This window comes from Intestinibacillus sp. NTUH-41-i26, assembly GCF_032769475.1.
In the GTDB taxonomy this organism is placed as follows: Bacteria; Bacillota; Clostridia; order Oscillospirales; family Butyricicoccaceae; genus Agathobaculum; species Agathobaculum ammoniilyticum.
The window spans coordinates 962,573-984,520 of the sequence record NZ_CP136477.1; the positions used below are offsets into that span (position 1 = coordinate 962,573).

The window sequence follows — 21,948 nt, forward strand, 5'->3', positions numbered from 1 at the left end:
AGACGGATGAAACCAAAGGTTTATATCGACGGCAGAGAGGGTACCACCGGCCTGCAGATCTATGAACGGCTGGGGGGGCGGGACGACCTCGAGCTGCTGCTGATCGACGAGGACAAACGCAAGGACACCGAGGAGCGCCGCAGGTTCCTCAATGCGGCCGACATCGTATTCCTCTGCCTGCCGGACGCGGCGGCGCGGGACGCGGTCAGCTTGATCGAGAACGAAACGACCCGCGTAATCGACGCTTCGACCGCGCACCGCACCGAGCCGGACTGGGATTATGGCTTTGCAGAGCTGTCCAAGGCGCACAGGGCTGCGATCGCGGCCTCCAAACGGGTGGCGAATCCAGGCTGCCACGCGAGCGGGTTTATCTCCTCGGTGTATCCGCTGGTCGCGCGGGAGGTGGTACCCGCGGATTTTGCGTTCACCTGCTCGTCGCTGACCGGCTACTCGGGCGGCGGGAAAAAAATGATCGCAGAATACGAGGATGAAAACCGCGACCCGCGGCATGCCTCCGAGCGGATTTATGGCCTGAACCTGCAGCATAAGCATCTGCCGGAAATGGAGTATGTCTGCGGCCTGACCCAGCCGCCGGTATTTGTGCCGGTTGTGGGCGATTTTTACAAGGGCATGGCGACGACGGTCATGCTGCCCAGCGTGGACGCTCGCCGCGTACAGGAAGCGCTGGAAGCGCACTACGAGGGGCAGCGGCTGGTCACGGTCGCTCCGTTCGGCGGGGACGAGCCGGTTATATACGCCAATACGCTCGCGGGAAAGGACAGCCTGAGGCTGATCGTATGCGGCCATGCGCGGCAGGCGATCGTGACCGCCCTGTTCGACAATCTCGGCAAGGGCGCGTCGGGCGCGGCGGTGCAGAACATGAATATCATGCTGGGTCTGGACGAAGCCACGGGATTGACGGTATAATAAAAACAGCGTATCCTATCTATTTCGCGCCGCTTCGGGCGGTAAGGAGAAATGCAGCTATGAAAATTATTGACGGCGGCGTGTGCGCCGCAAAGGGCTTTACCGCGGGCAGCATCCGCAGCGGCATCAAGGACAGCCGCGCGGACGACGATACCGCGATTATCTTCAGCGCGTGCGAGTGTACGGCCGCGGCGACCTATACGATGAACCGCGTCAAGGCCGCGCCCCTGTATGTGACGATGGAGCATCTGGAAAACGGCGTGGCGCGCGCGATCGTCGCCAACGCGGGCAACGCCAACGCCTGCGCGCCGGACGGAATGGAAAACGCCCGCCGCATGGCCAAGGTCGCGGCGAAGGTGCTCGGCGTGGACGAGGACGACGTGGTCGTCGCCTCGACCGGCGTGATCGGTCAGCGCCTGCCGGTTGAGTGCATCGAGCAGCACCTGCCCGAAATTGTGCTGGACGGAAACGGCTCGGAAAAGGCGAACCGCGCCATCATGACGACCGATACCAAAACCAAGACTGCGGCGGTCGAGTTCACCATCGGCGGCAGGATCTGCCGCATCGGCGGTATCTGCAAGGGCAGCGGCATGATCCATCCTAACATGGGTACCATGCTGTCCTTCCTGACGACCGACTGTGCGATCACACACGAAATGCTGGCCGAGGCGTTGCAGGAGAACGTGCGCAAGACCTATAACCGCGTCACGGTGGACGGGGACACCTCCACCAACGACATGTGCGTGGTGTTGGCCAACGGACAGGCGGGCAACGAGCTGATCGAGTGGCAGGACGAGGAGTATCAGGCGTTCTGCAAGGCGCTGAACGAGGTCAACACCCGTCTGGCACGCCAGATCGCGGCGGACGGCGAGGGCGCGACCAAGCTGGTGACCTGTACGGTCAAAAACTCCCGCTCCGAGGAGGCGGCCGAGCGGCTGGCCAAGGCAGTCGTGGGCTCCAACCTGGTCAAGGCGGCGATGTTCGGCGCGGACGCCAACTGGGGCCGCGTGCTGTGCGCGATGGGCTACTCCAAGGCGCCGTTCCGGCCGGAATATGTGTCCGTGGCGTTCGAGTCCGTGGCGGGCCGCGTGGCTGTGTGCGAAAAGGGCGCGGCGATCGATTTTGACGAGGCGCTTGCCAAGCAGGTACTCTCGGAAAGCGAGGTTACCATTCAGGTGGACGTGGGCGAGGGGACAGACTGCGCGACCGCGTGGGGCTGCGACCTGACCTATGATTATGTGAAGATCAACGGCGATTACCGGACCTGATAATAAACGAAGAGGAACGAGACAAGATGGATACACAACTGGATGCAGAGCTGCGGGCCAAAATACTGGTTGAAGCGCTGCCGTTTATTCAAAAATATTACGGGCAGACGGTCGTCGTCAAATACGGCGGCAACGCCATGATTAATGAGGAACTGAAAGACGCGGTCATCCACGACCTTGTGCTGCTCAACCTGGTCGGCGTCAAGGTGGTCGTGGTACACGGCGGCGGGCCGGAGATCTCGGATATGCTGAAAAAGATCGGCAAGGAGTCCCGCTTTGTCAACGGCCTGCGCTACACCGACCGCGAGACCATGGATATCGTGCAGATGGTGCTGTGCGGCAAGGTCAACAAGGATTTGGTGACGCTGCTGGAAAAGGCGGGCGGCCGCGGCGTTGGCCTGGGCGGCATGGACGGCGGCATGTTCCAGGCAAAACGCCTGACCGATCGTACCGGTACGGATTACGGCTATGTAGGCGACATCGTCGAGGTCAATCCGGCGCCGGTGATCGATATGCTGGAAAAGGGCTATATTCCGGTCGTCTCGACCGTCGCGCAGGGGATCGACGATGAAACCAATTACAACATCAACGCGGATACCGCGGCCTGCAAGCTGGCGGTCGCGCTGGGCGCGAAAAAGCTCATCCTGCTGACCGACGTGCGCGGGCTGATGCTCGATCCGGAGGACGAGTCGACGCTGCTGCGCTTCCTCAAGGTTTCCGAGGTACCCAAGCTCATGCGCGACGGCGTTATCAAGGGCGGCATGATCCCCAAGGTGGACTGCTGCGTCGAGGCGGTGCGCAAGGGCGTGGAAGCGGCCAATATCCAGGATGGGCGCGTCAAGCACTCCATCCTGATCGAATTATTATCCAAAGTGGGCGTCGGTACGATGTTCCAGTGAGAAAGAAGCGAGGAAAATGACCTACCAAGAACTCAAGGCCGAGGAAAACAAATATGTGATGAACACCTACGGCCGTTTCCCGATCGCGCTCGACCGAGGCGAGGGCGCGACGGTATGGGATGTCGAGGGCAGGAAGTATATCGACCTGGCCTCGGGCATCGGCGTCAACTGCATGGGCTACAATAACCAGATCATCATTGACGCGATCACCGCACAGGCGCACAAGCTGATGCATGTTTCCAACCTGTTCACGACCGAGCCTATGGTATGGGCTGCGAAAAAGCTGGTGGAGAAAACGCATCTGAACGGCAAGGTGTTTTTTGCCAATTCGGGCGCGGAGGCGAACGAGGGCGCGATCAAGCTGGCGCGCAAATATTCGTTCGACAAGTACGGCGAGGGGCGTTACAAGATCGTCACGCTCGTCAATTCCTTTCATGGCCGCACGGTGACCACGCTTAAGGCCACCGGTCAGGACCGTTTCCATAATTATTTTTTCCCGTTTACCGAGGGCTTTGATTACGCGGAGGCAAACGACTTTGATTCGGTCCGCCGCAAAGCGGACGATATGGCGTGCGCGGTCATGCTCGAACTGGTGCAGGGCGAGGGCGGCGTGCTACCGCTCGATCCGGCGTTTGTCAAGCAGGTCGAGGCGCTTTGCCGCGAAAAGGACCTGCTGCTCATCATCGACGAGGTGCAGACCGGCGTCGGCCGCACGGGCAGCCTGTTCTGCTTCCAGCAGTACGGCATCCGTCCGGATGTCGTCACGATGGCCAAGGGGCTGGGCGGCGGCCTGCCGGTCGGCGCGGTGCTGGCCGCGGAAAGCTGTGCGGGCGTGCTGACCCCCGGTACGCATGCGACGACCTTCGGCGGCACGCCCATCGTGTGCGCCGCGGTGAATGCGGTTCTCGATACTGTAGGGGAGGGGCAGTTCCTCGCTGCGGTCAGGGAAAAGGGCGAGTACCTGAAAAACGGCATCCTGTCCATTGGCTCCCCCAGCATCCATGGCGTGCGCGGCATGGGGCTGATGTTGGGCATCATTGTGGACGAGGGCAGGCACACGGCCTTTGCCAATAAACTGATTGAAAAAGGCGTGCTTGCGATCACGGCGGGCAAAAACGCGGTGCGCCTGCTGCCGCCGCTGACCATATCCAGGGAAGAAATGGATGAGGCGCTGACCATTATGAAAGAGGTGTTTTAATTGAAGCATTTGCTCAAGCTGCTCGATTGCTCGACCGAGGAGATTATCGGTCTGCTCGACCTGGCCGACCAGCTTAAATATGAAAAGAAGCATAATATCTCCCACCGTCATCTGGAGGGCAAAAGCCTGGGCATGATCTTCCAGAAGTCCTCCACCCGCACCCGCGTCTCGTTCGAGACCGGTATGTATCAGCTCGGCGGACAGGCGCTGTTCCTCTCCAACCGCGACCTGCAGATCGGCCGCGGCGAGCCGGTGCAGGATACGGCGCGCGTGCTGTCCCGTTATCTGGACGGCATCATGATCCGCACCTATGAACAGAAAGAGGTCGAGGACCTCGCGGGCTACGGCACCATCCCGATCATCAACGGTCTGACCGATTTCTGCCATCCCTGCCAGGTACTGGCCGACCTGATGACCATTCGCGAGAAGTTCGCGGTACTCGAAGGGCTGAAGATGTGCTACATCGGCGATGGCAACAACATGGCCAACTCCCTGATCGTCGGCGGCCTCAAGACCGGCATGAAGGTATCGGTTGCCACCCCCGAGGGCTACCGTCCCCATCCGGAGGTCATGGCGTTTGCCAGCGCCAATCCGGATTTCTCCATCACGGACGACCCGATGAAAGCCGCAGAGAACGCGGATGTGGTCATCACGGACACCTGGGCCTCCATGGGCATGGAAGCTGAAAAGGAAGTGCGCATGCAGGCGTTCCAAGGCTATCAGGTGAACGACGAGCTGCTCGCCGCCGCTAAGCCCGGCTGCATGGTGCAGCACTGTCTGCCCGCCTACCGCGAGCAGGAGATCACGACCAAGGTGTTTGAGGAGCATGCGGACGAGATCTTTGAAGAGGCGGAAAACCGTCTGCACGCGCAAAAGGCGGTCATGGTCACGCTTATGGGCAGTCGGGAATAAATAAAAAAAGAATGCGCGCCGCTTTTAGCGGCGCGCATTCTTTTTTTATCGGTTTTGCGGCATTTGCCAGGCAAAATGGTTGCAATGGAGCAGGCGCTCGGCCTTTTCCGAGCAGGGTTCGCCGAGCTCTTCCCGATACAAAGCCTGTACCGCGGGGTTCTCATGTGAGAAACGCAGATCGGCGTGCCGGTCGAGGTCATATAGCACATTTCCGCGCCAGACCGCCTTCTCGCGGTCAGTTCCGTCGATCGGCTGGCCGCCGCCGCCCGCGCAGCCGCCCGGGCAGGCCATGATCTCGACAAATTCGTACTTCACCTCGCCGCGCTTAAGCGCGTGCAGCAGGTGGCGCGCGTTGGCCAGACCGCTTGCGACCGCGCAGCGCAGGGGGATGCCGGCGAGGTCAAAGGTCGCTTCGCGCCAGCCGCCGCGGGTAATATTGCCGCGCACGTCGTGGAACGCGTCGGCCGGCGGATTTTCGCCGGTGGCAAGGAAATAGGCGGAGCGCAGAGCAGCCTCCATCACGCCGCCCGTTGCGCCAAAGATCACGCCGGCACCGGTACCATCGCCCAGCGGCGAATCAAACGGGGATTCGGCGAGCACGGGTACGTCGATATGCTCGGCGCGCACCATGCGCGCAAACTCGCGCGTGGTCAGCACCAGGTCGACATCCGGACCGGCGGCGGTGGACTGCATGCCAGGCAGCTCGCACTCCGCTTTTTTCGCTACGCAGGGCATGATGGAAACACTGAAGATCTTTTCCGGAGCAAGGCCGAGGCGTTTTGCCAGCCAGGTTTTGCTGACCGCGCCGAACATCTGCTGCGGGGATTTTGCCGTGGACAGGCGTCCGGTCAGCTCGGGGTATTGGGACTTGAGGAACCGCACCCAGCCGGGGCAGCAGGAGGTGAACATCGGCATGTCGGAAAGGTCGCCGTCCCGCAGACGGTGCAGCAGCTCGGTACCCTCCTCCATGATAGTCAGATCAGCGGAGAACGTTGTGTCATAGACATATTCCGCGCCCATTTTGCGCAGGGCGGTAACCAACTGGCCGATGGTCGCCGTGCCGGTGTCCATGCCGAACGCCTCGCCCCAGGCCGCGCGGACAGCGGGCGCGATCTGGACGACTGTGACCTGGTCCGGATCGGCGAGCGCAGAAAATGCCTTGGCGGTGTCGTCCCGTTCGCGCAGCGCGCCGGTTGGGCAGTGGGTGATGCACTGGCCGCACAGCGAGCAGTCCGCTTCTTTGATGAAACGATTGCCGGAAACGTCAATGGTCGTGCGGGCGCCCGAACCGCTGACATCCCAGATGGAAAGCGACTGCACCTTGTCGCAGACCTGTACGCAGCGCATACATTTAATACACTTATTAACATCGCGGAACAGGGGGAATGTGGTGGTCCATTCCAGCTTTTTCCCGCGCGCAAGATCGGCGGGGTAGGGGATGTTCAGAACGCCCAGGTCGGTCGCAACCTTCTGTAGCTGGCAGGTGCCGGAACGCACGCAGGTCGCGCATTTATTGTCGTGCTGTGACAGGATCAGCTCGACGTTGGTGCGGCGCGCCTGGCGGACCCGCGGCGAGTTGGTATGGATGACCATACCATCGCGCACCACGTTGTTACAGGAGGGAACGAGCTTGCCCTCGCCCTCGACCTCGACGCAGCAGACGCGGCAGGCGGAGATCTCGTTCAGGTCTTTGAGATAGCACAGGCTGGGGATTTCGATATCGACGCTGGCTGCGGCGTCCAGGATTGTCGTTCCGGCGGGAACCGAAACCGGAATATCATTGATCGTAAGGTTTACCATTTGGACGTCCGCCCTCCTTTAAAGATGCCATAGCCGAAATGGTCGCAGCGCAGGCAGCGCGAGGTCTCCTGCTGGGCTTCCTCTTCGGTCATGCCGCATTTGACAAGCTCAAAATTATCGATGCATTCCGCGAGCGGACGGTTCTTTAATTCCACGCGGCCACAGGCGGGGGAGTTGGTCAAATGGGCGGGCGGGATGTCCACATCGACCGTGATGACATGGTGGTATCCGAGATGCTGGTCGATATTAGCGGCCGCGACCTTGCCGGCCGCAACCGCGCGGATAACGGTCGCGGGGCCGGTGACCGCGTCGCCGCCCGCAAACACATGGGGCGTGTTGGGTACGAAAGCGTCGGACTCCGCCTGAATCTTGCCGCGGACAACAGGGGTGACCTGCTCGAACGGCTTTGCGTCAATCGCCTGGCCGATGGCAACGATAACAATATCGCAGGGGATGCGGAACAGCGGTTCCCGCGCGTTTTTCGGGCGCGGACGCCCATCCGAGCCATACTCGCTGATGATCTGCGGGCGGGTCCAAAGCGCGGTAACATGGCCGTTCTCGTCCGCTTCGATGTGATCGGGCGCCTGCAGGGGAAGAATCTGGCAGCCCTCGCTCTGCGCGTCCTCGATCTCCTCCGCGAGCGCGGTCATATCGGCGACGCGACGGCGGTAAATACAGGTGACGGATTCCGCGCCCAGCCGGATGGCGGTGCGGGTGGCATCCATCGAGACGTTGCCGCCGCCGACCACGCAGACGCGCTTGCCCTTGAAATCAGGTGCGCGGCCCTCACCGATATCGCGCAGAAGCTGGACGGCGGCGTATACGCCCTGGCTGTCCTCTCCCTCGATACCAAGCTTTTTGTCGTTATGCGCGCCGATAGCGATATATACCGCGTCGAACTGCTCCTCAATATCGGAGAATGCAATGTCGCGGCCGATGGAGGTATCCGTATGTACCTCGATGCCGGTGGACAAGATAAAGGAGATGTCCGCGTCCAGCTTCTCCTGCGGCAGGCGGTAGTCGGGGATGCCGTAGCGCAGCATGCCGCCGAGCTGCGGCCGCTGGTCGTATACCACCACCTGATGCCCCATCAGAGAAAGGAAATAGGCGGCGGAAAGCCCGCCGGGGCCGCCGCCGATCACGGCGATGCGCTTGCCGGTGGACGGGGCGCAGGGGGGCGGCGTTTTGCCGGTCGCGTGGTCGCAGGCAAAGCGTTTGATACCGCAAATATTGACCGCGTCGTCCACCATGCGGCGGCGGCAGCGCGCCTCACAGGGATGCTCGCAGACATAGCCGCAGACCGTGGGGAACGGGTTGTCCTTGCGGATCAGGCGCACCGCGTCGTCATACCGGTGCGCGCGAACCAGGGCGATGTAGCCGGGGATATCCACGCCCGCGGGGCAGAGGGCTACACAGGGGACCGGCTGGTTCAGGCCGAACAGGCAGCGGCCATGCTCCACATGCGAGAGATAGTCCTCGCGGAAGCCCTGCACGCCCTGCAAAACCATGCGCGCGGCTTCGTAACCGATCGCGCAGTCTGCGGTATCTTGGATAACGCGGGCGGTTTTTTCGATCAGGTCAATGGTTTCGACCGTGGCGGTGGAGTCAAGTACGCTTTCGAGAAGCGAGGTGAGCTGGCCGAGCCCGATGCGGCACGGAACGCATTTGCCGCAGGTCTGTGCATGACACAGGCGAAGGAACGAGAGCGCCATATCGACCGGACAAAGGCCCGGGGGCTTGCGCTCAGACGACGCTCAACATCACGGTACAGGCTTTCGACAACTGTCTGCGCGCGGCCAGGCGTCTCGATGGATAATCTGCTCAATTTACATCCTCCCTCGATGAATATTTTATACACACATACAATTGAATCATAGACCAACTGCAGAGAAAAGTCAACTGCGAAACCGATACCGCGCAAAAAACTGAAAATACCGGACGCATAGCTCAAGGTGGGGAAAGGGGGATTGTCGTAAAATCGAGGATAGGAAAGGGAAGAAACTCGTTTTTGCGCAAAGCGAAAGCTCTTGACAGGGAAGACCGATATTTGGTATACTTTTTATCAGAGTATCTTAGTATAACAGAATTTCACTATCCGGGGTGTAGCGCAGCTGGTAGCGCGCCTGCTTTGGGAGCAGGATGCCGCAGGTTCGAATCCTGTCACTCGGACCACCTTTCTTAGAAAAACCGCCTAAATGGGCGGTTTTTCTGCGTTTTGAGTTCTGTTTTTGCTCTTTTGGAGATTGATGCTTATGGGGGATTCAAGGTGCTAAAAAGCGGCGGAAGCATGGGCGAGGATAGCCGCCGAAACCGCCAAATCCCTAACCTATCCCTAATTAGCATGACTGCCGCATTTTCATTTCAGATACAACGAATTCTTGAGTTTTTTGTCTATACCCCATATAATAACTTTGAAAACAGAACGGGCGCATCCTGAGTTCAGGGAATCAGCCTTGAGGTGAGTGTGTTATGAGCAAAGAAAAGAAAGGTATTTCTCAAGAAGATATCATGGCTCTTCTTGATACTTGCTACGAGAAATGTCTGAATGGCGTGCCCTATGTGAGCCCATCCGTAGAGGAATTGGCCAACGACTATTTAGACAAATATCCCACCAAGCAGCAGGCATGCAAGGCCATGATCAATAATCAAATCATCAAATGCACTACCTCTGGCTTCATTACCGGATTCGGTGGGGTTATTACAATGCCTGTTACCTTGCCTGCTAATATTGGCAGTGTTTTATATGTGCAAATGCGCATGATTGCCTGCACAGCATATATGGCCGGCTTTGAACTGAATTGTGACCAAACACAAACATTTGTATATGCCTGCCTTGCAGGTGTATCCGTAAATGCATTGGTTAAACAGGCGGGAATCAAGTTTGGATTGAAATTCACTAACGGATTGATCAAGAAAATTCCTGGGAAAGTTGTGACCAAAATCAACCAAAAAGTAGGATTTAGATTTATTACGAAATTCGGAAGCAAGGGCATTATCAATTTAGGAAAACTTGTTCCTGGTGTTGGTGCTGTTATTGGCGGAGGCCTTGATTTGGTTGAAACCAAAGTTATAAGTGCTCGAGCGCATAAATGGTTTTTTGAAGGAGACTTCTCTGGCGATCAAGATTCCGCTGATGATGCAGTCGAGATTGTAGCAGATGACTTTGAATGTTCCACAACTTTTTAATCTTTTGATTTATGGTTACCCCCCAAAATTATAAAGTCCAAGGGATGAGATATCGTCCCTTGGACTTTGTTTCTTTTACCCAACTCTCTCGAACGGTATCACCTTGCACCGGCTCTCCTCCGGAGGGTCAGGCGGCTCCGGTTCCGGTTTGGCCGTAGCCGTTTTCATGAAGCCGCCAATCTTTTCCGCCGCACCTCTCTGCATATCATTGGTAATGTGCGTATAGGTGTCGAGGGTAAATCCGGCACTGTAGTGGCCCAGCATGCTGGACAGCGTCTTCACATCCACGCCGCTGGATAGGGCCATCGTGGCGAAAGTGTGACGCAGATCGTGGAAGCGAACATGCTCCTCAATGCCCGCCTTCGCCAGCAGTTTCCGGTTGATCCTGGACACCGCGTCCGGGCTCCAGTAACCGCCGGTGCGGGGCGACGGGAACAGGATGGGGCTGTCTGGGTGCTGTTCATGCTCTCGCACCAGCAGGGCCACCGCCTGCTGGGACAGTGCCACCTTGCGGACGGAGTTCTTGGTTTTCGGCTCCGTCACCACCAGTTCCCCGTCGATGCGGGTGACCTGCTTGCTCACCGAGAGGATTCGGTCTTTCACATTCAGGTCATCCCACTGTAGTGCCAGCAGCTCTCCACGCCGCAGGCCGCTGGATAATTCCAGGAAGAACATGGGTAGGACGCCGTACTTCTCCGCCTCGCTAAGATATACCCCCAGCTTCTCCGGCGGGATGATGGCCATCTCCTTTTTCTCCTTGGGCGGGATGCGGCAGTTGTCGCAGGGGTTATAGGGAATGATCCGCTCCTTGACCGCCTGCTTCAGCGCCGAGGACAGCACCATGTGGATGCGCCGCACCGTACTTCCAGACAGGGCCGTGTCAGTCTTTTTTTCGAATCGCTGCACCCGCCCATTGGTTTTAGAATCGTTGTACATCTTCTGGATCTGGATGGCGGTGAGTCGCTTGAGTTTTACTCCTCCGATGGCCGGTACGATGTGGTTTTCGATCATGTTCTCATAGGTCTTTGTGGTGTTGGGGCGGATCACAGGCTTGCTGTAGGTTTCAAACCACAGCCTGCACCACTCCGCTACGGTATAGTCCTCGTTGTGGTTGACCGGTATGCCCCGGTTATCCCGGATGGCTTTCGCCAGTTTCTCTTTGCACTCGGCCTGCGTCCGGGCGGACACGCTTTTCTGAATGGCGCGGCCGGTGCTGGGGTCGATGCCCTGGGTGTATCGGCCCTCCCAGCGGCCGTTGGGCTTTTTCCGGATGCGGCCCTCGCCGTTTGCTCGTTTCTTTGCCATTGTTCATCCCTCCTTTTGCAACACAAACAAATACCACAGAATTTTTGAAATAGCCACTAAAATATTTCCGTCTTTTTAGCCGCCTGCTCATCGATCCACGCCATGAACTTATCACGGGGGACAATGATCCGGCTGCCCAGTGTGATGGTGGGGAAATCCTGCCGGTGGGCCACCTCGTAGGCGTGGGCCAGCCCGATGCCCAGCACATCGGCCACATCCTGCACGGTCAGCATCAGGGGGAGTTCATTGAAAGAGTTGTACTTGGATCGTTTCATTGGATTCCTTTCTACCCTTCTCGTGGAAGGGATTTTATTCTTTGTTTTGCGGCTCATATTCTGCGCCGCTTACATGGTCATCTCAGGCCACTGCTCCTCGTGATCGTCCGGCTTGTGGCCCATAGCGATCTTCTTCTCCTGAATCTTCCGCCTGAGTTTTCGATCCACCTGCTGGCCCGTTTGGACGGCAGACGGCACAGAGATGTCCTGGAAGATCCGGCTCATGTGATAGAGCAGCCGGGTGACCGCCAGCATCACAGAGGGCGGGCGGAGATCGTTCCTCTGCTCCAAAAAGAACTGGGCATACTGATTTCCCTGGGCGGCGGAGCGGCTGAACCACGCCATCGCCTGGGCCTGATTTTGGAGACAGCCCTGTCCCATTAGGTACAGCTTGCCCAGCATGTACTGGGCGTACTGGTTGCCCGCCTCCGCCGATTTGGTGAACCAATCCGCCGCTCTTGTGGTGTCCTTGTTGACAGCGTTTCCCTCCAGATACTCTTTGCCCAGGCGGTAAGCGGCGAATTGACTTCCGTTTTCCGCTGCCTGTTTCAGCCAGCGGATGCCCTCGTCCGGGTCCCGCACCTCCCAATCGTCAGAGAGGAACAGTTTGCCAAGGGCATACTGCGCTTCAGGCAGGCCCTGTTTCGCTGCCTGAGTGAGCCAGTGTTTGGCCTTGCGGTTGTCAGGGATCAGCAAAGGGCCGTCCCGGTAGAGTTGTCCCATTCGGTATTGCGCATAGGCGTCGCCGCGCTCCGCCACCTGTTCCAACTTCTCTGCCGCCCGGTCACGGTAGTCCAGAGAAATGTCCTCATTCCGAATGATTCGCCACAGTTCCCGGCAGGCTTGGGATTCATTCCGCGCGTGTTCCGGTTCATCCGTTTGAGATATACCATCGTCCTCGAAAGAGATCTCGCCCAGCCGGATGTACTCCGCTTCCTGGATGACAGCGTTTTTGAGCTGCCGGAACTCTTTCTCCTGGGACAGCTTTTTCCGTTCTCTGGGTTTGTCGTGGTAGTAGCTCTCCACCTCGCCCTGGAGCCTGCACCACTGGTCGTAGCACGTACGAACCACTGGCAGCTCCTCCAGCTTGTCCACCACCTCATCCACTGTTTTCTTTACAGACTTGGGAAAGTAACCGTAGGACTTTTTACCCTTGACCTTTTTCAGCTGTTTGGCCAGCTGCTCCATCTTCTGTTCGATTTCAGGAGCTGTACAGATGCTTCGTGTCATCTCCTGAGTGAGCTGCCGGATCGTGCGGCGGGCCTCCCGCACCAGCTCATCTCGCGACTGTGACTTCTGCTCATAGGTGTGGAGCATCTCCTGTTTGAAGATCTGATTGGTGAGCGTGGATTTGATATTGCGGATGCCATCCCGCGTGAGATATGCTTCTCCCGGCTGTGTCGACCATGCCATCATGTGGACATGGGGATGCTTGCCCTCATCGTGGAAGGCGGCATACCAGCGGAAGTGATTTGGTTGGATGTTCATAGCGGCGGCGACTTCATTGCGATTTGCTCGGAGCAGGTTTCGCCATGCTTTGGCATTGTCATATCCAAGACGCACAGCGTCCTCACGCTTCAGTGAGAGGATATGCGTCCACACATTCCCGTTGTACTGATCCAGTTCTTGCATGGCTTGTTCCAAATCCACAGTCTCCTCATCACCAAAGAGCCCGTGGTCACCAAGTCGCTCCGCGCGAGGCCGAGTGGCAATGTACTTCATGTAGCCATCTGATTGCTGCACTTGAGACCAGTTCTCCTCCAGTGCTCGGGTGATAAAGACAGAGGCATTGGCCTTGGTGGGCTTGTCTTTGTAATCGGAATACTCACCCAGCTCCCTGGCCTCCGGGAAATCCTTTGTCAGCTTGGTGATGAGTTGCTCCTGCTTTCGAGTGGGCGGACGGTCATCTGGGATGATCTCCACCCGTTCCCGTGTGCCGATGTACCTCAGATAGCCGCTGACCGAACTGCTGCCTCCGCCACTTGAGATAAGGGCTTTTCACGATCAATCCTGCCACTCATCGTCCTCCTCCCAAGCATCACGCACCCGTTGCTCCAGCGAGATGCGGCCATTGGTTTTCCGTACATTTTGAACGCTCTCCGCCCGCCGTCGGCGCAGATCCTCGCCGCTGAACTGATACGCGTCGGCGAGGATACCGGCCACCATGTCCTGCTCTACCGCCTGTCGGAAAGCGATGGAGGACAGCCGCTCCTCCAGCAGTCCCATCCTTCCGTCCAGGTAGGACTTGATGGAGGTGGGGAGGAACAGTCCGGCGTTGTTGGCGCTGAGGTAGTCCAGATAAAAGTCCACCGCCCGCTCAATGAAGGCGGTGATGCTCCGGCTCCCGTCCTCCTGATATCGGCGCTCCAGGATAGCCTTTTTCTCCGGTGACAGGTAGAGTGGGAATTTCTCTTTTTTGCTCATAATGTTTTCCTTTCCGGGGGTTGACCCCTGTTTTTTCCTTGTGGCAGTAGGCTTTCGGGGATTGTGACCGCAGAGATGATGTCACAGCCCGGATTTTGACCCCATTTCCAATCCCCGCAAAAGCCCCCGCAACTGCCCGCACTGCGGGCAGAGGTGCTTCTGACGGGGGCGCTTGCGACCCCGTCGTTTATCCTGCTTTTTCTTTCGTCCCCGGAAGTACCTCTGAAAGCGGGCCAAATTGGGCTTCCAACCCCGGATTGGTACTGGGACTCCCTTCCTCTCCGAAAGGCGTACACAGGGCGTTCTGGGGGCTTTCGCAGGCCAATTCTGCGAGGTGTTCCGCCGCCCTTTGACGGGCGGCATCCTCCTCCAGTTGCTGGAACTGCCGCTCGTAGAACAATTCGATTGCCGCCTGAATCGGACGGATGGTGTAGAGCAGATTTCCGTTGAGGGGTCTGCCGTCTTTGCTCCGCACCATTGTCGGCTCGGTGCGGATGAGACCTTTCTCCTCCAGGCTGCGCACATACTTGCTCACGGTGTTCTCGCTCATACCCAGCGCCTTGCCGATGGTCTTGTAGCTGGGGTAGCACTGGTAGGTTTCTCTGTCCTCGATGCTCAGCAGATAGCAGTAGATAGAGATCTCCGGGTAGCTGAGACCGATGTGAAAAACTTCGTTAGGGACCTTGAAATAGTTTTTGTCGGGATCTCGTTTGGGCCACTGTTGGAACTTCATATAACACCTCCTGTATGCTCCTCCATCCACTGAATGTACTTTTCTTTCGGCACCACCATGCAGTTGCCCACACGCAGCACCGTGAAGTCCGGTTGGTGCATCAGTTCATACCTACTGGACAGTGATACGCCCGGCACCTTTACCTCAACGTAGCTCTTGTAGACAGATTCTCTCATGTTGACCATCTCATTCTCAAAACTCCCTCTACTTCTTTAGCCGCAAACATTTGCATGTGACATAGTTTTGACGTAAGCGTCAAATAAAGCAACGGATTGTTGGTAGAGGTAGAGTGTGAGAAAATAAGGATAAAAGTTGCAGTGGATAGCATTAAGGGAAGTCAAAGGAAGCAGAGGAGCTGGGAAAAATGACAATTCGGGAAAGACATCGGGAGCAGCAAGTGGCCCAATGGACGGAGCTCGTACAGGAATGCCGGAGCAGCGGGCAAACAGTAACGGGATGGTGCGATGAACGGGACATCAGCACAAAGACGTATTACCGATGGGAGAAAAGAGTATTGCAGCGAAGTGGCCACGGGATAAAAAAGGTGGAAAGAGTACCGGCAGAAAAAAAGGCGGCTGAATTTGTAGAGCTGAGAGTGAGGAAGGAAGGGATGTGGAACAGGGAGTTTCTTCAGACTGCTCCAGAGGGGAAACAGTCGGCAGTAACAGTGGTGGTAAAGGGGCGAGGGATAGAAGTTGAGATTTATGCGGGAGTGGAGCTGCCGGTGATAGAGGCGATCTGCCGATCGGTGTGCCATGCTGAATGATTTTCGCGGCGCGGAAAAAGTGTATATAGCCTGTGGGTACACAGATCTGCGGAAAGGGATCGACGGCCTGGCGACATTGGTACAGCGGCAGTTCCATCTGGACCCGTTCAGCAATACGCTGTTCCTGTTCTGCGGTTACCGGCGGGATCGGATCAAGGGGCTGTATTGGGAGGGGGATGGATTTGTTCTGGTATATAAGCGGTTAGAAGCAGGCGCCTTCCAGTGGCCGCGGAACGGAGATGAGGCGCGCCAGTTGACAGGCCAGCAGTACCGCTGGCTTATGGAAGGGTTAAAGATCGAACAGCCCAAAGCGCACAAAGCGGTGACTGGCCTGAGTATGATATAGCGTTGAAAAATCGGATGCTATTTTCCTCGAAATCCCTTGAAATGCTGGTGTTTTAAGGGGTTTTGTGTTATAATGAGAATATGAAAAATGAAGTGAATATTATCACAAGCAACACGGAAATGGTGACCATTTCCCGTGCGGAATATGAGTCTCTGAAGGCGGAAAGAGACGAGCTGAACCAGAAGCTGGACTGGCTGATGGAGCAGATGCGTCTTGCCAAAAAGAAAGTCTATGGGGCATCGTCCGAGCAGACGAAGGAAGAACTGGCAGGCCAGTTGAGCCTGATGTTTGATGAAACGGAAGCGTGGCTGTCTGCTAAAAGGACTTCCGTAACGGAGAGCAAGGTTGTTGCCCACACCCGGCAGAAGCGGTCTTCCCGTGTGGAGGAGGTACTGCCGGACAATGTTCCTGTTGAGGTGGTAGAACACCGTGTCCCGGAGTCTGAGCGTAACTGTCCTGAATGCGGTACACTCATGACGGAGATTGGGAGTGAGGTTCGCCGTACTCTGGTGATGATCCCCGCCCAGGTGAAGATCCGGGAAGATGTTTATTTTACATACGCCTGCCAGAACTGCAAGCAGACGGGGACGGAAACACCTGTCCTGAAAGCCGAAAAAGAGCCTCCCCTGATCTCAGGCAGCTACGCCTCCCCAGAGGCTGTGGCTCATATCATGGTCCAAAAGTTTGTGATGTACGCTCCGCTGTACCGGCAGGAACAGGAATGGAATCGGGCTGGGGTGATGCTCTCCCGGCAGACGATGAGCAACTGGGTGTTGCGGGTGGCGGAGGATTGGCTGCGGCCCATCTATGACCAGATGCACCAACAGTTGCTTCAGCGAGAGGTCCTCCACGCGGATGAGACGACTCTGCAGGTGCTGAAACTGGAAGGGCGGACGGCCAGGAGCAAGTGCTATATGTGGCTGTACCGGACCGGTGGAGACGCCGGGCACCCCATTGTCCTGTATGAGTACCAGCAGAGCCGAAAGGCGGAGAATGCCGAGGCGTTCCTCAAGGGCTTTACGGGCTGGCTCCATGCTGATGGTTATTCCGGCTACCACCGATTGCCGGAGAACATCCGGGTGGTTGGCTGCTGGGCGCATCTGCGGCGAAAGTTTGACGAAGCGGTGAACGCCTTGCCAAAAGAGCAGCAGACGGGCTGCGCGGCGTTGGAGGGACTGCAATACTGCAATGTTCTCTTCGCCATTGAAAAGGAACTGGCGGATCTGCCGCCGGAAGAACGGTACAAACAGCGTCTGATCCGGTCCAAACCGGTGATGGACGCTTTGTTGGCATGGGCGGAAACAAAAACCGCCCCGCCCAAGTCCTCTTTGGGAAAGGCGCTGTATTATCTGCGGGAGCAGTGGCCATATCTAAAATGCTTTTTGGAGGACGGGCGGCTGGAAATAAGCAACAACCGGGCAGAACGGAGTATGAAACCCTTTGTGATGGGGCGGAAGAACTGGCTGTTTGCAAATACGGAAGGCGGGGCCCAGAGCAGCGCCATTGTTTACAGCCTGATTGAAACGGCCAAGGAAAACGACCTTGACCCATACCGGTATCTGGTCTATGTGCTGTCCAGGGCGCCATCTATGGCCGTGGCTGACAGAGAGTGGGCCACAAAACTGACGCCGGATCTTGTTCCGGTGCAATATCGCAGGGGCCAGGAGGACTCTACAATATAGGTTTTTTAATGGACTGACCGAAAGGCCGGTCCATTTTTTTCGACATTTTCCACCAAAGGGGAACTACAGAGCCTCACAGGTAATCCCTTCCATCCCTTATGCTTTGCATGAAGGGAGGTGAGGAAAATGGAAGCAAGCTTTGATGGAGCAAAACTGCGCGAAGTACGCAAAGACCGAGGCAAGACACAAGCGATGCTGGCCGTAAAAATGGGCACTTCTATTCGCCATGTACGAGCCTTGGAGACCGGTGAGAAGACAAACCCATCCGCATGTCTTCTCTGTAAAGTAGCCGTGGCTTTGGATGTCCCGATGGAAACATTTATGCGGATCCAGCCAGAAGAAGGGGATGAACTTGTATAAAGCAAAAGGAGATGAAACCTTGCCCTACCTAAATGCGACTTGTGATCTGTTGTACAGCCTTGGAGTAACCGCGAATTATAAGGGGTTTCTTCATACTACCTACGCAGTGTCTCTGTGTATGGAACGGCAAGACAGGCTTCTGTTGGTAACAAAATGGCTTTATCCTGATGTTGCCAGGAGATATGGGACGAACTGGAAGGCAGTGGAACGTAATATCCGAACCGTATCCAGGATTGCGTGGATACGCAACCGCGTACTCCTGGAATCCCTTGCGCAAAGGCCTCTTGACAGGCATCTATGTTCTACCGAATTCCTCGCGGTTCTTTTCCATGCGGTTTACTCCGCTGAATTCCAGGATCTTTCTTCATCTAAATCCTAAATCCCATTTACTGTCCAATCTCAAAGGGCGCAGGTTGCAAATTTACCTGCGCCCTTTCTCTTGGCTTATTTTACGCTTACGATGTTACGAAATAAGAGGGCAGACCGGGGAGGAATGTAATAAGATATTCCCACCCCGGAAACACCCTCAAAAAAGCCCGGAATGTCAAGCCTTTGGAGGCGGCAAATCGTAACAGCCGCCCGGCCTTTTCTCCCGCATTTTCCTCATGCGTTCCCGGCTTTTCCGGCGGTTTCCTTCGGCCTTGCAAGCGTCGGAACAGTAGGCTTGACGCCCCTCGGGCAAAAACGCCTTTCCGCAGACCGCACAGGCCCGCAGCTCCGGGGAGATGCCTTCCGTTGTCAGCGACGCTTGAAGCTCCAGGTTAAGGGGCAGGACAGCCTCACGGAAGTAACGGCAGTACGCCCCTGTCCAGCACTTGTGCAGCATATAGCAGGCACAGTCAAGAGGAAGGCATAGGCCGCTTTCCCGGTCATAGTTGGCGCACATCCCCGTGACCAGAGTGCGGATTTTCTTCTTCTCGTCACGGGTCAGCTCCCGGGCGTCCATTTAAGACTTCGGGCCACGATGGCCCGAAGGGCGGGGCTCCACGATCAGCGCCCGGAACTTCTTCCGGCACTGTTTTTTCTTTCCTTTGCACTCCTTGTAGTAACGGCATCCCTTACAAGGGTCGTCATTGTCCCAGCCGGGGTGCGGTACTTCCTTCATCATTCGTTCAAAAGGGCTGCTTGTAAAATTCATTCTCATTCCTCCGTATCTTCCTCCCACGGCGGGGTATCTTCGTCCTCGGGTTCCTCTGCGATCTCCTCCAGCTCCCCGTCCTCATATTCGCAGTAATCATCCTCCAAATCCGGGGCCTCATGCTTCGGCTTGTAAATCTTGAAATAGTAACCAATCCCACCGCCGGCCAGCACCACCGCGCCGATCAGGAGCAGAGAGAGAAGGGGGCTGTCCTTTTTCTCCGGCTCGGGTTCCGGTACTTCCTCCACAGGTTCGGTGGGCTTTGGCTCTGGCTCCGGGGTCACTTCTTGGGGCGGTTCCTTACCCTGTTCGGCAAGAGGCAGAAGGTCGTCTGTGGTAACGGTATTGAGGAAATAGACGTTCTCGCTGGTTTTCTGTTTGTCGATCACCAGATAAAACACGCTCTCGTCTGCGGTGGTGATGGTGTAGAACTCTTTACCGTCCTCGTCGGTGGCGTTGTCCACCACGGTTCCCGTCCCGTCCGGGGTAAAGGGGTTCTGGGTTTCCGGCTCCGCTTCGGTTTCCACCGGGGCGGGCGTTGTCTCCGGCTGCGGCTCGCTGCTCTGTGCATAAGCCGGGACTGTAAAGATCAGGCAACACAAAAGGCTGGCAGCTATCGCCGCCAGCCTGCGGTATTTAATTTTCTTCATGGGCTGTGTCCTCCTTTTCGGGTGCCTCCGGCTTCGGGTCAGTATGGCCCGAAGTGGTAAGGCTGTTTTTGGGGTCATTCAGAAAAGCCATCAGCTGGGCGGGCGTCAGTTTGAGGGAGCGCACCGCCTGCACGATCTGGCTGTTTTCTTCCTCCTGTTTCTGCTTTTCCAGCTCCCGGATTTTGGCCTGCCACTCGGCAGCCTTCTCCCGGGCTTTTTCCAGTTCCTTATCGAGCTTGTCGATCTTGTTCATGCAAGGACTCCTTTCCTCTGGCTCACAGACGCCCGAAGGCATAGAAATGTGTCTGCCAGTAGCTTGAATTGATGTTTGCGTATTGGATGGGCGAACCACAATGGAGCATCATCCCGTCGCCCACATAAATCCCCACATGGGACACAGGGCCGGGGCTGTCATAGGTTCCCGTGAAAAAGATAATATCGCCGGGCTTTGCCTCGGAGGGGGAAATGATAGCACACTGGTTGTAAATGCCCTGCGCCGTGGTACGGGGCAGGTTGTGGACGCCGCTGGCCGTGTACACCCAGCAGACAAAGCCCGAACAGTCAAAGGAGGTGGACGGGCTGGAGCCGCCCCACACATAGGGCCAGCCGATGTACTTTGTGGCTTCTTCCATGAGCGCCGCAAAAGCCGGGTCATCCAGCGCCTCGCCGGGTATCTCATAGCTGGGGCCGGTATCTTCGCCGCCGTTGTAAATCCCTTCCCACAGATAGGGTTTGTTGCCTTTGAGCTGTTGCATAACGGTGTAGATTTCCCGCTGCTGTTCGTTAAGCCTCGGCAGGATCACGGCGGGCAGCGTCTTGTTTGTGAGGGTCACATTGAGAATGTAATACTCATAGGGGACTTCCTCGGTGGTGGTTTCCCCGGTCTCCGGGTCGGTGCTGGTTTCGGTGCGGTAGCGTATCTCGACTTCCTCCGTCAAGGTCAGCTCATACTGTGCCTCGAAGATCTCCCGCAGTTCGTCCTGCACCTGTTCCCGGAAATACACATGGTACTTTGCCGAAAGATAGGATGCCAGCTCATAGGGGTTATGGCCGATCTCGTCCACGGAATAGCGGTACTCGTCATAGCCGGGATGGGTGCTTTCGATGTTCGCTACCGTCTGCGCCAGCTCGTTTTCCAGTGCCGTGTAGTCCTCGTCCACGCCCAGCAGGTCCGTATCCTCCGAGGCGTAGGAGGTGCCGGATAACGCATTGGCAAGGCCGCTGCCAAGCGTGGGAAAGATAGAGCTTACCGCCGACACAAGAAAACAGAGCAGCAACAGCAGGAGCAGGACCAGCACCGCCACGGGATGACGGGTCACAAACTGCGCCGCCCGACGGGTCGCAGTTCCCGAAGCGGCAGCGGTTTTCTTTGCGGCCTTTGCGCCCTGTTTTGCAGCCGCCTTTGCTTCTTTGGAATACCGGCGTTTCAGTTTCCATTTCTGCTGCACACGGGAAAGCGGATTGCTGGCAAGTTCCGGGGTGCTCGGAGGCCATCTTTTGAAAATCCACATTGGCCCGGGCTTTTATGTCCTTCCGTTCCCACTTTGCCACCTTCCGGGCTGGGTGTTCCCGCCAGCGGCGTTTGGCATAGCGGGTCAGTTTCCGGGCTCCGGCCTCTGCGGCCAGCTCGGATTTATGGGCTCCTTCCACACCCACATTTTCATGCTCAACCTCGTGTATCTTGTTGTGGACATAGAACCACGCTTCTGTGCGGGCTCCCCGGACTGCCTTTTTTGCAAGCCCCGGCGGCTTCTTCGCTGCCCGTTTTGCCTCGGTCTTGTCCAGTTTCTCCCGGGCCTTTCCCAGCTTTTCCCCGGCGTGTTCCGCTTTTGCCTGTGCTTTCTGGTACTTGTCCTTTTTGCTCCCGGCCTTCTCGGCGGAGCCCTCCGGCTCCTGTGCCTTGCCGGTATCCTGCGGCCTGCCCGCTTCATCTTCCTGCCTCATGCGGTCAGAGGGACGGCTTTTCCGGCTGTCCTCTTGAAACTTGCCGCTTTTGGACTTCGGGCCATCATGGCCCGAAGGGCTGTCCTGTCCGGTATCCTCGTCCTCAAACCGCAGACGTCGGGATGGTGCGGGGGA

21 protein-coding genes, 1 tRNA gene and 2 pseudogenes are annotated in these 21,948 nt (G+C 57.2%); 12 read left to right on the forward strand and 12 right to left on the reverse strand.

Annotated features, from left to right (window positions below; genetic code table 11):
* Nucleotides 1-6 precede the first annotated feature (6 nt).
* Genes argC through argF form a run of 5 tightly spaced genes read left to right on the forward strand, consistent with a single transcriptional unit; the run spans nucleotide 7 to nucleotide 5,204 of the window.
* Entirely contained in the window at nucleotides 7-927 is a 921-nt protein-coding gene (gene argC, locus RX717_RS04845; RefSeq protein WP_107630842.1) for an N-acetyl-gamma-glutamyl-phosphate reductase, read from the forward strand.
* A 59-nt stretch (nucleotides 928-986) separates the two neighbouring features.
* Nucleotides 987-2,195 carry a bifunctional glutamate N-acetyltransferase/amino-acid acetyltransferase ArgJ gene (argJ, locus tag RX717_RS04850; RefSeq protein ID WP_107630841.1) on the forward strand — a complete coding sequence of 403 codons (1,209 nt, stop codon included), beginning with the start codon at nucleotides 987-989 and terminating at the stop codon, nucleotides 2,193-2,195.
* Nucleotides 2,196-2,221: 26 nt separating this feature from the next.
* Nucleotides 2,222-3,094: an acetylglutamate kinase gene (gene argB / locus RX717_RS04855; RefSeq protein WP_054326871.1), complete on the forward strand. Its 873-nt coding sequence runs from the start codon at nucleotides 2,222-2,224 to the stop codon at nucleotides 3,092-3,094.
* 16 nt (nucleotides 3,095-3,110) lie between these two features.
* Entirely contained in the window at nucleotides 3,111-4,292 is a 1,182-nt protein-coding gene (locus RX717_RS04860) for an aspartate aminotransferase family protein (protein ID WP_054326872.1), read from the forward strand.
* Nucleotides 4,293-5,204, forward strand: a complete 912-nt coding sequence (gene argF, locus RX717_RS04865; RefSeq protein WP_107630840.1) for an ornithine carbamoyltransferase — start codon at nucleotides 4,293-4,295, stop codon at nucleotides 5,202-5,204.
* Between the two features lie 45 nt (nucleotides 5,205-5,249).
* Here argF and RX717_RS04870 read toward each other — a convergent pair whose 3' ends face one another.
* On the reverse strand, nucleotides 5,250-7,004 hold the full coding sequence (locus tag RX717_RS04870) for a [FeFe] hydrogenase, group A (protein ID WP_107630839.1): 1,755 nt from the start codon (nucleotides 7,002-7,004) through the stop codon (nucleotides 5,250-5,252).
* Nucleotides 6,998-8,829, reverse strand: a pseudogene (locus RX717_RS04875) (NAD(P)-binding protein). Before RX717_RS04875 ends, RX717_RS04870 begins: the two are co-directional and overlap by 7 nt.
* A gap of 271 nt (nucleotides 8,830-9,100) precedes the next feature.
* Between RX717_RS04875 and RX717_RS04880 the strand changes: the two are divergent.
* Both RX717_RS04880 and RX717_RS04885 read left to right on the forward strand, forming a co-directional pair.
* Nucleotides 9,101-9,176, forward strand: a tRNA-Pro gene (locus RX717_RS04880).
* A 297-nt stretch (nucleotides 9,177-9,473) separates the two neighbouring features.
* Nucleotides 9,474-10,190, forward strand: a complete 717-nt coding sequence (locus tag RX717_RS04885; RefSeq protein WP_107630837.1) for an EcsC family protein — start codon at nucleotides 9,474-9,476, stop codon at nucleotides 10,188-10,190.
* A gap of 75 nt (nucleotides 10,191-10,265) precedes the next feature.
* Here RX717_RS04885 and RX717_RS04890 read toward each other — a convergent pair whose 3' ends face one another.
* The 6 genes from RX717_RS04890 to RX717_RS04915 all read right to left on the reverse strand — a co-directional run bounded on the left by RX717_RS04890 (nucleotide 10,266) and on the right by RX717_RS04915 (nucleotide 15,103).
* Nucleotides 10,266-11,495, reverse strand: coding sequence for a tyrosine-type recombinase/integrase (locus RX717_RS04890; RefSeq protein WP_107630836.1), 1,230 nt, complete (start codon nucleotides 11,493-11,495; stop codon nucleotides 10,266-10,268).
* 56 nt (nucleotides 11,496-11,551) lie between these two features.
* Nucleotides 11,552-11,770: a helix-turn-helix domain-containing protein gene (locus RX717_RS04895; RefSeq protein ID WP_008980528.1), complete on the reverse strand. Its 219-nt coding sequence runs from the start codon at nucleotides 11,768-11,770 to the stop codon at nucleotides 11,552-11,554.
* Nucleotides 11,771-11,839: 69 nt separating this feature from the next.
* Nucleotides 11,840-13,693 (reverse strand): MobP3 family relaxase, encoded by a 1,854-nt coding sequence (gene mobP3, locus RX717_RS04900; protein WP_242977821.1) that lies wholly within the window; start codon nucleotides 13,691-13,693, stop codon nucleotides 11,840-11,842.
* Between the two features lie 81 nt (nucleotides 13,694-13,774).
* Nucleotides 13,775-14,194: a hypothetical protein gene (locus tag RX717_RS04905; RefSeq protein WP_107630834.1), complete on the reverse strand. Its 420-nt coding sequence runs from the start codon at nucleotides 14,192-14,194 to the stop codon at nucleotides 13,775-13,777.
* Between the two features lie 187 nt (nucleotides 14,195-14,381).
* Nucleotides 14,382-14,927, reverse strand: coding sequence for a helix-turn-helix domain-containing protein (locus RX717_RS04910; RefSeq protein WP_107630833.1), 546 nt, complete (start codon nucleotides 14,925-14,927; stop codon nucleotides 14,382-14,384).
* Nucleotides 14,924-15,103 carry a DNA-binding protein gene (locus RX717_RS04915; RefSeq protein WP_107630832.1) on the reverse strand — a complete coding sequence of 60 codons (180 nt, stop codon included), beginning with the start codon at nucleotides 15,101-15,103 and terminating at the stop codon, nucleotides 14,924-14,926. Before RX717_RS04915 ends, RX717_RS04910 begins: the two co-directional genes overlap by 4 nt.
* Nucleotides 15,104-15,291: 188 nt before the next feature.
* Here RX717_RS04915 and tnpA point away from each other — a divergent pair, with 188 nt between their 5' ends.
* The 5 genes from tnpA to RX717_RS04940 all read left to right on the forward strand — a co-directional run bounded on the left by tnpA (nucleotide 15,292) and on the right by RX717_RS04940 (nucleotide 18,460).
* Nucleotides 15,292-15,693 (forward strand): IS66 family insertion sequence element accessory protein TnpA, encoded by a 402-nt coding sequence (gene tnpA / locus RX717_RS15920; protein ID WP_054328539.1) that lies wholly within the window; start codon nucleotides 15,292-15,294, stop codon nucleotides 15,691-15,693.
* Nucleotides 15,683-16,039, forward strand: a complete 357-nt coding sequence (tnpB, locus tag RX717_RS04925) for an IS66 family insertion sequence element accessory protein TnpB (RefSeq protein ID WP_054328538.1) — start codon at nucleotides 15,683-15,685, stop codon at nucleotides 16,037-16,039. Before tnpA ends, tnpB begins: the two co-directional genes overlap by 11 nt.
* Before the next feature lie 80 nt (nucleotides 16,040-16,119).
* Nucleotides 16,120-17,721 (forward strand): IS66 family transposase, encoded by a 1,602-nt coding sequence (gene tnpC / locus RX717_RS04930; protein WP_316960201.1) that lies wholly within the window; start codon nucleotides 16,120-16,122, stop codon nucleotides 17,719-17,721.
* Nucleotides 17,722-17,847: 126 nt separating this feature from the next.
* Complete coding sequence (locus RX717_RS04935) at nucleotides 17,848-18,081, forward strand: helix-turn-helix domain-containing protein (protein ID WP_054328537.1); 234 nt, start codon at nucleotides 17,848-17,850, stop codon at nucleotides 18,079-18,081.
* Entirely contained in the window at nucleotides 18,068-18,460 is a 393-nt protein-coding gene (locus RX717_RS04940; protein ID WP_082397430.1) for a sporulation initiation factor Spo0A C-terminal domain-containing protein, read from the forward strand. The genes RX717_RS04935 and RX717_RS04940 overlap by 14 nt, the downstream gene beginning before the upstream one ends.
* A gap of 165 nt (nucleotides 18,461-18,625) precedes the next feature.
* Here RX717_RS04940 and RX717_RS04945 read toward each other — a convergent pair whose 3' ends face one another.
* From RX717_RS04945 to RX717_RS04965, 4 genes and pseudogenes are all read right to left on the reverse strand, one after another.
* Nucleotides 18,626-19,027, reverse strand: coding sequence for a cysteine-rich VLP protein (locus tag RX717_RS04945; protein WP_055150053.1), 402 nt, complete (start codon nucleotides 19,025-19,027; stop codon nucleotides 18,626-18,628).
* A gap of 194 nt (nucleotides 19,028-19,221) precedes the next feature.
* On the reverse strand, nucleotides 19,222-19,869 hold the full coding sequence (locus RX717_RS04955) for a DUF4366 domain-containing protein (protein ID WP_107630818.1): 648 nt from the start codon (nucleotides 19,867-19,869) through the stop codon (nucleotides 19,222-19,224).
* Entirely contained in the window at nucleotides 19,856-20,122 is a 267-nt protein-coding gene (locus RX717_RS04960) for a DUF4315 family protein (RefSeq protein WP_107630817.1), read from the reverse strand. The genes RX717_RS04955 and RX717_RS04960 overlap by 14 nt, the downstream gene beginning before the upstream one ends.
* Before the next feature lie 22 nt (nucleotides 20,123-20,144).
* Nucleotides 20,145-21,813: pseudogene (locus RX717_RS04965) on the reverse strand (CD1108 family mobile element protein).
* Between the last annotated feature and the right edge of the window lie 135 nt (nucleotides 21,814-21,948).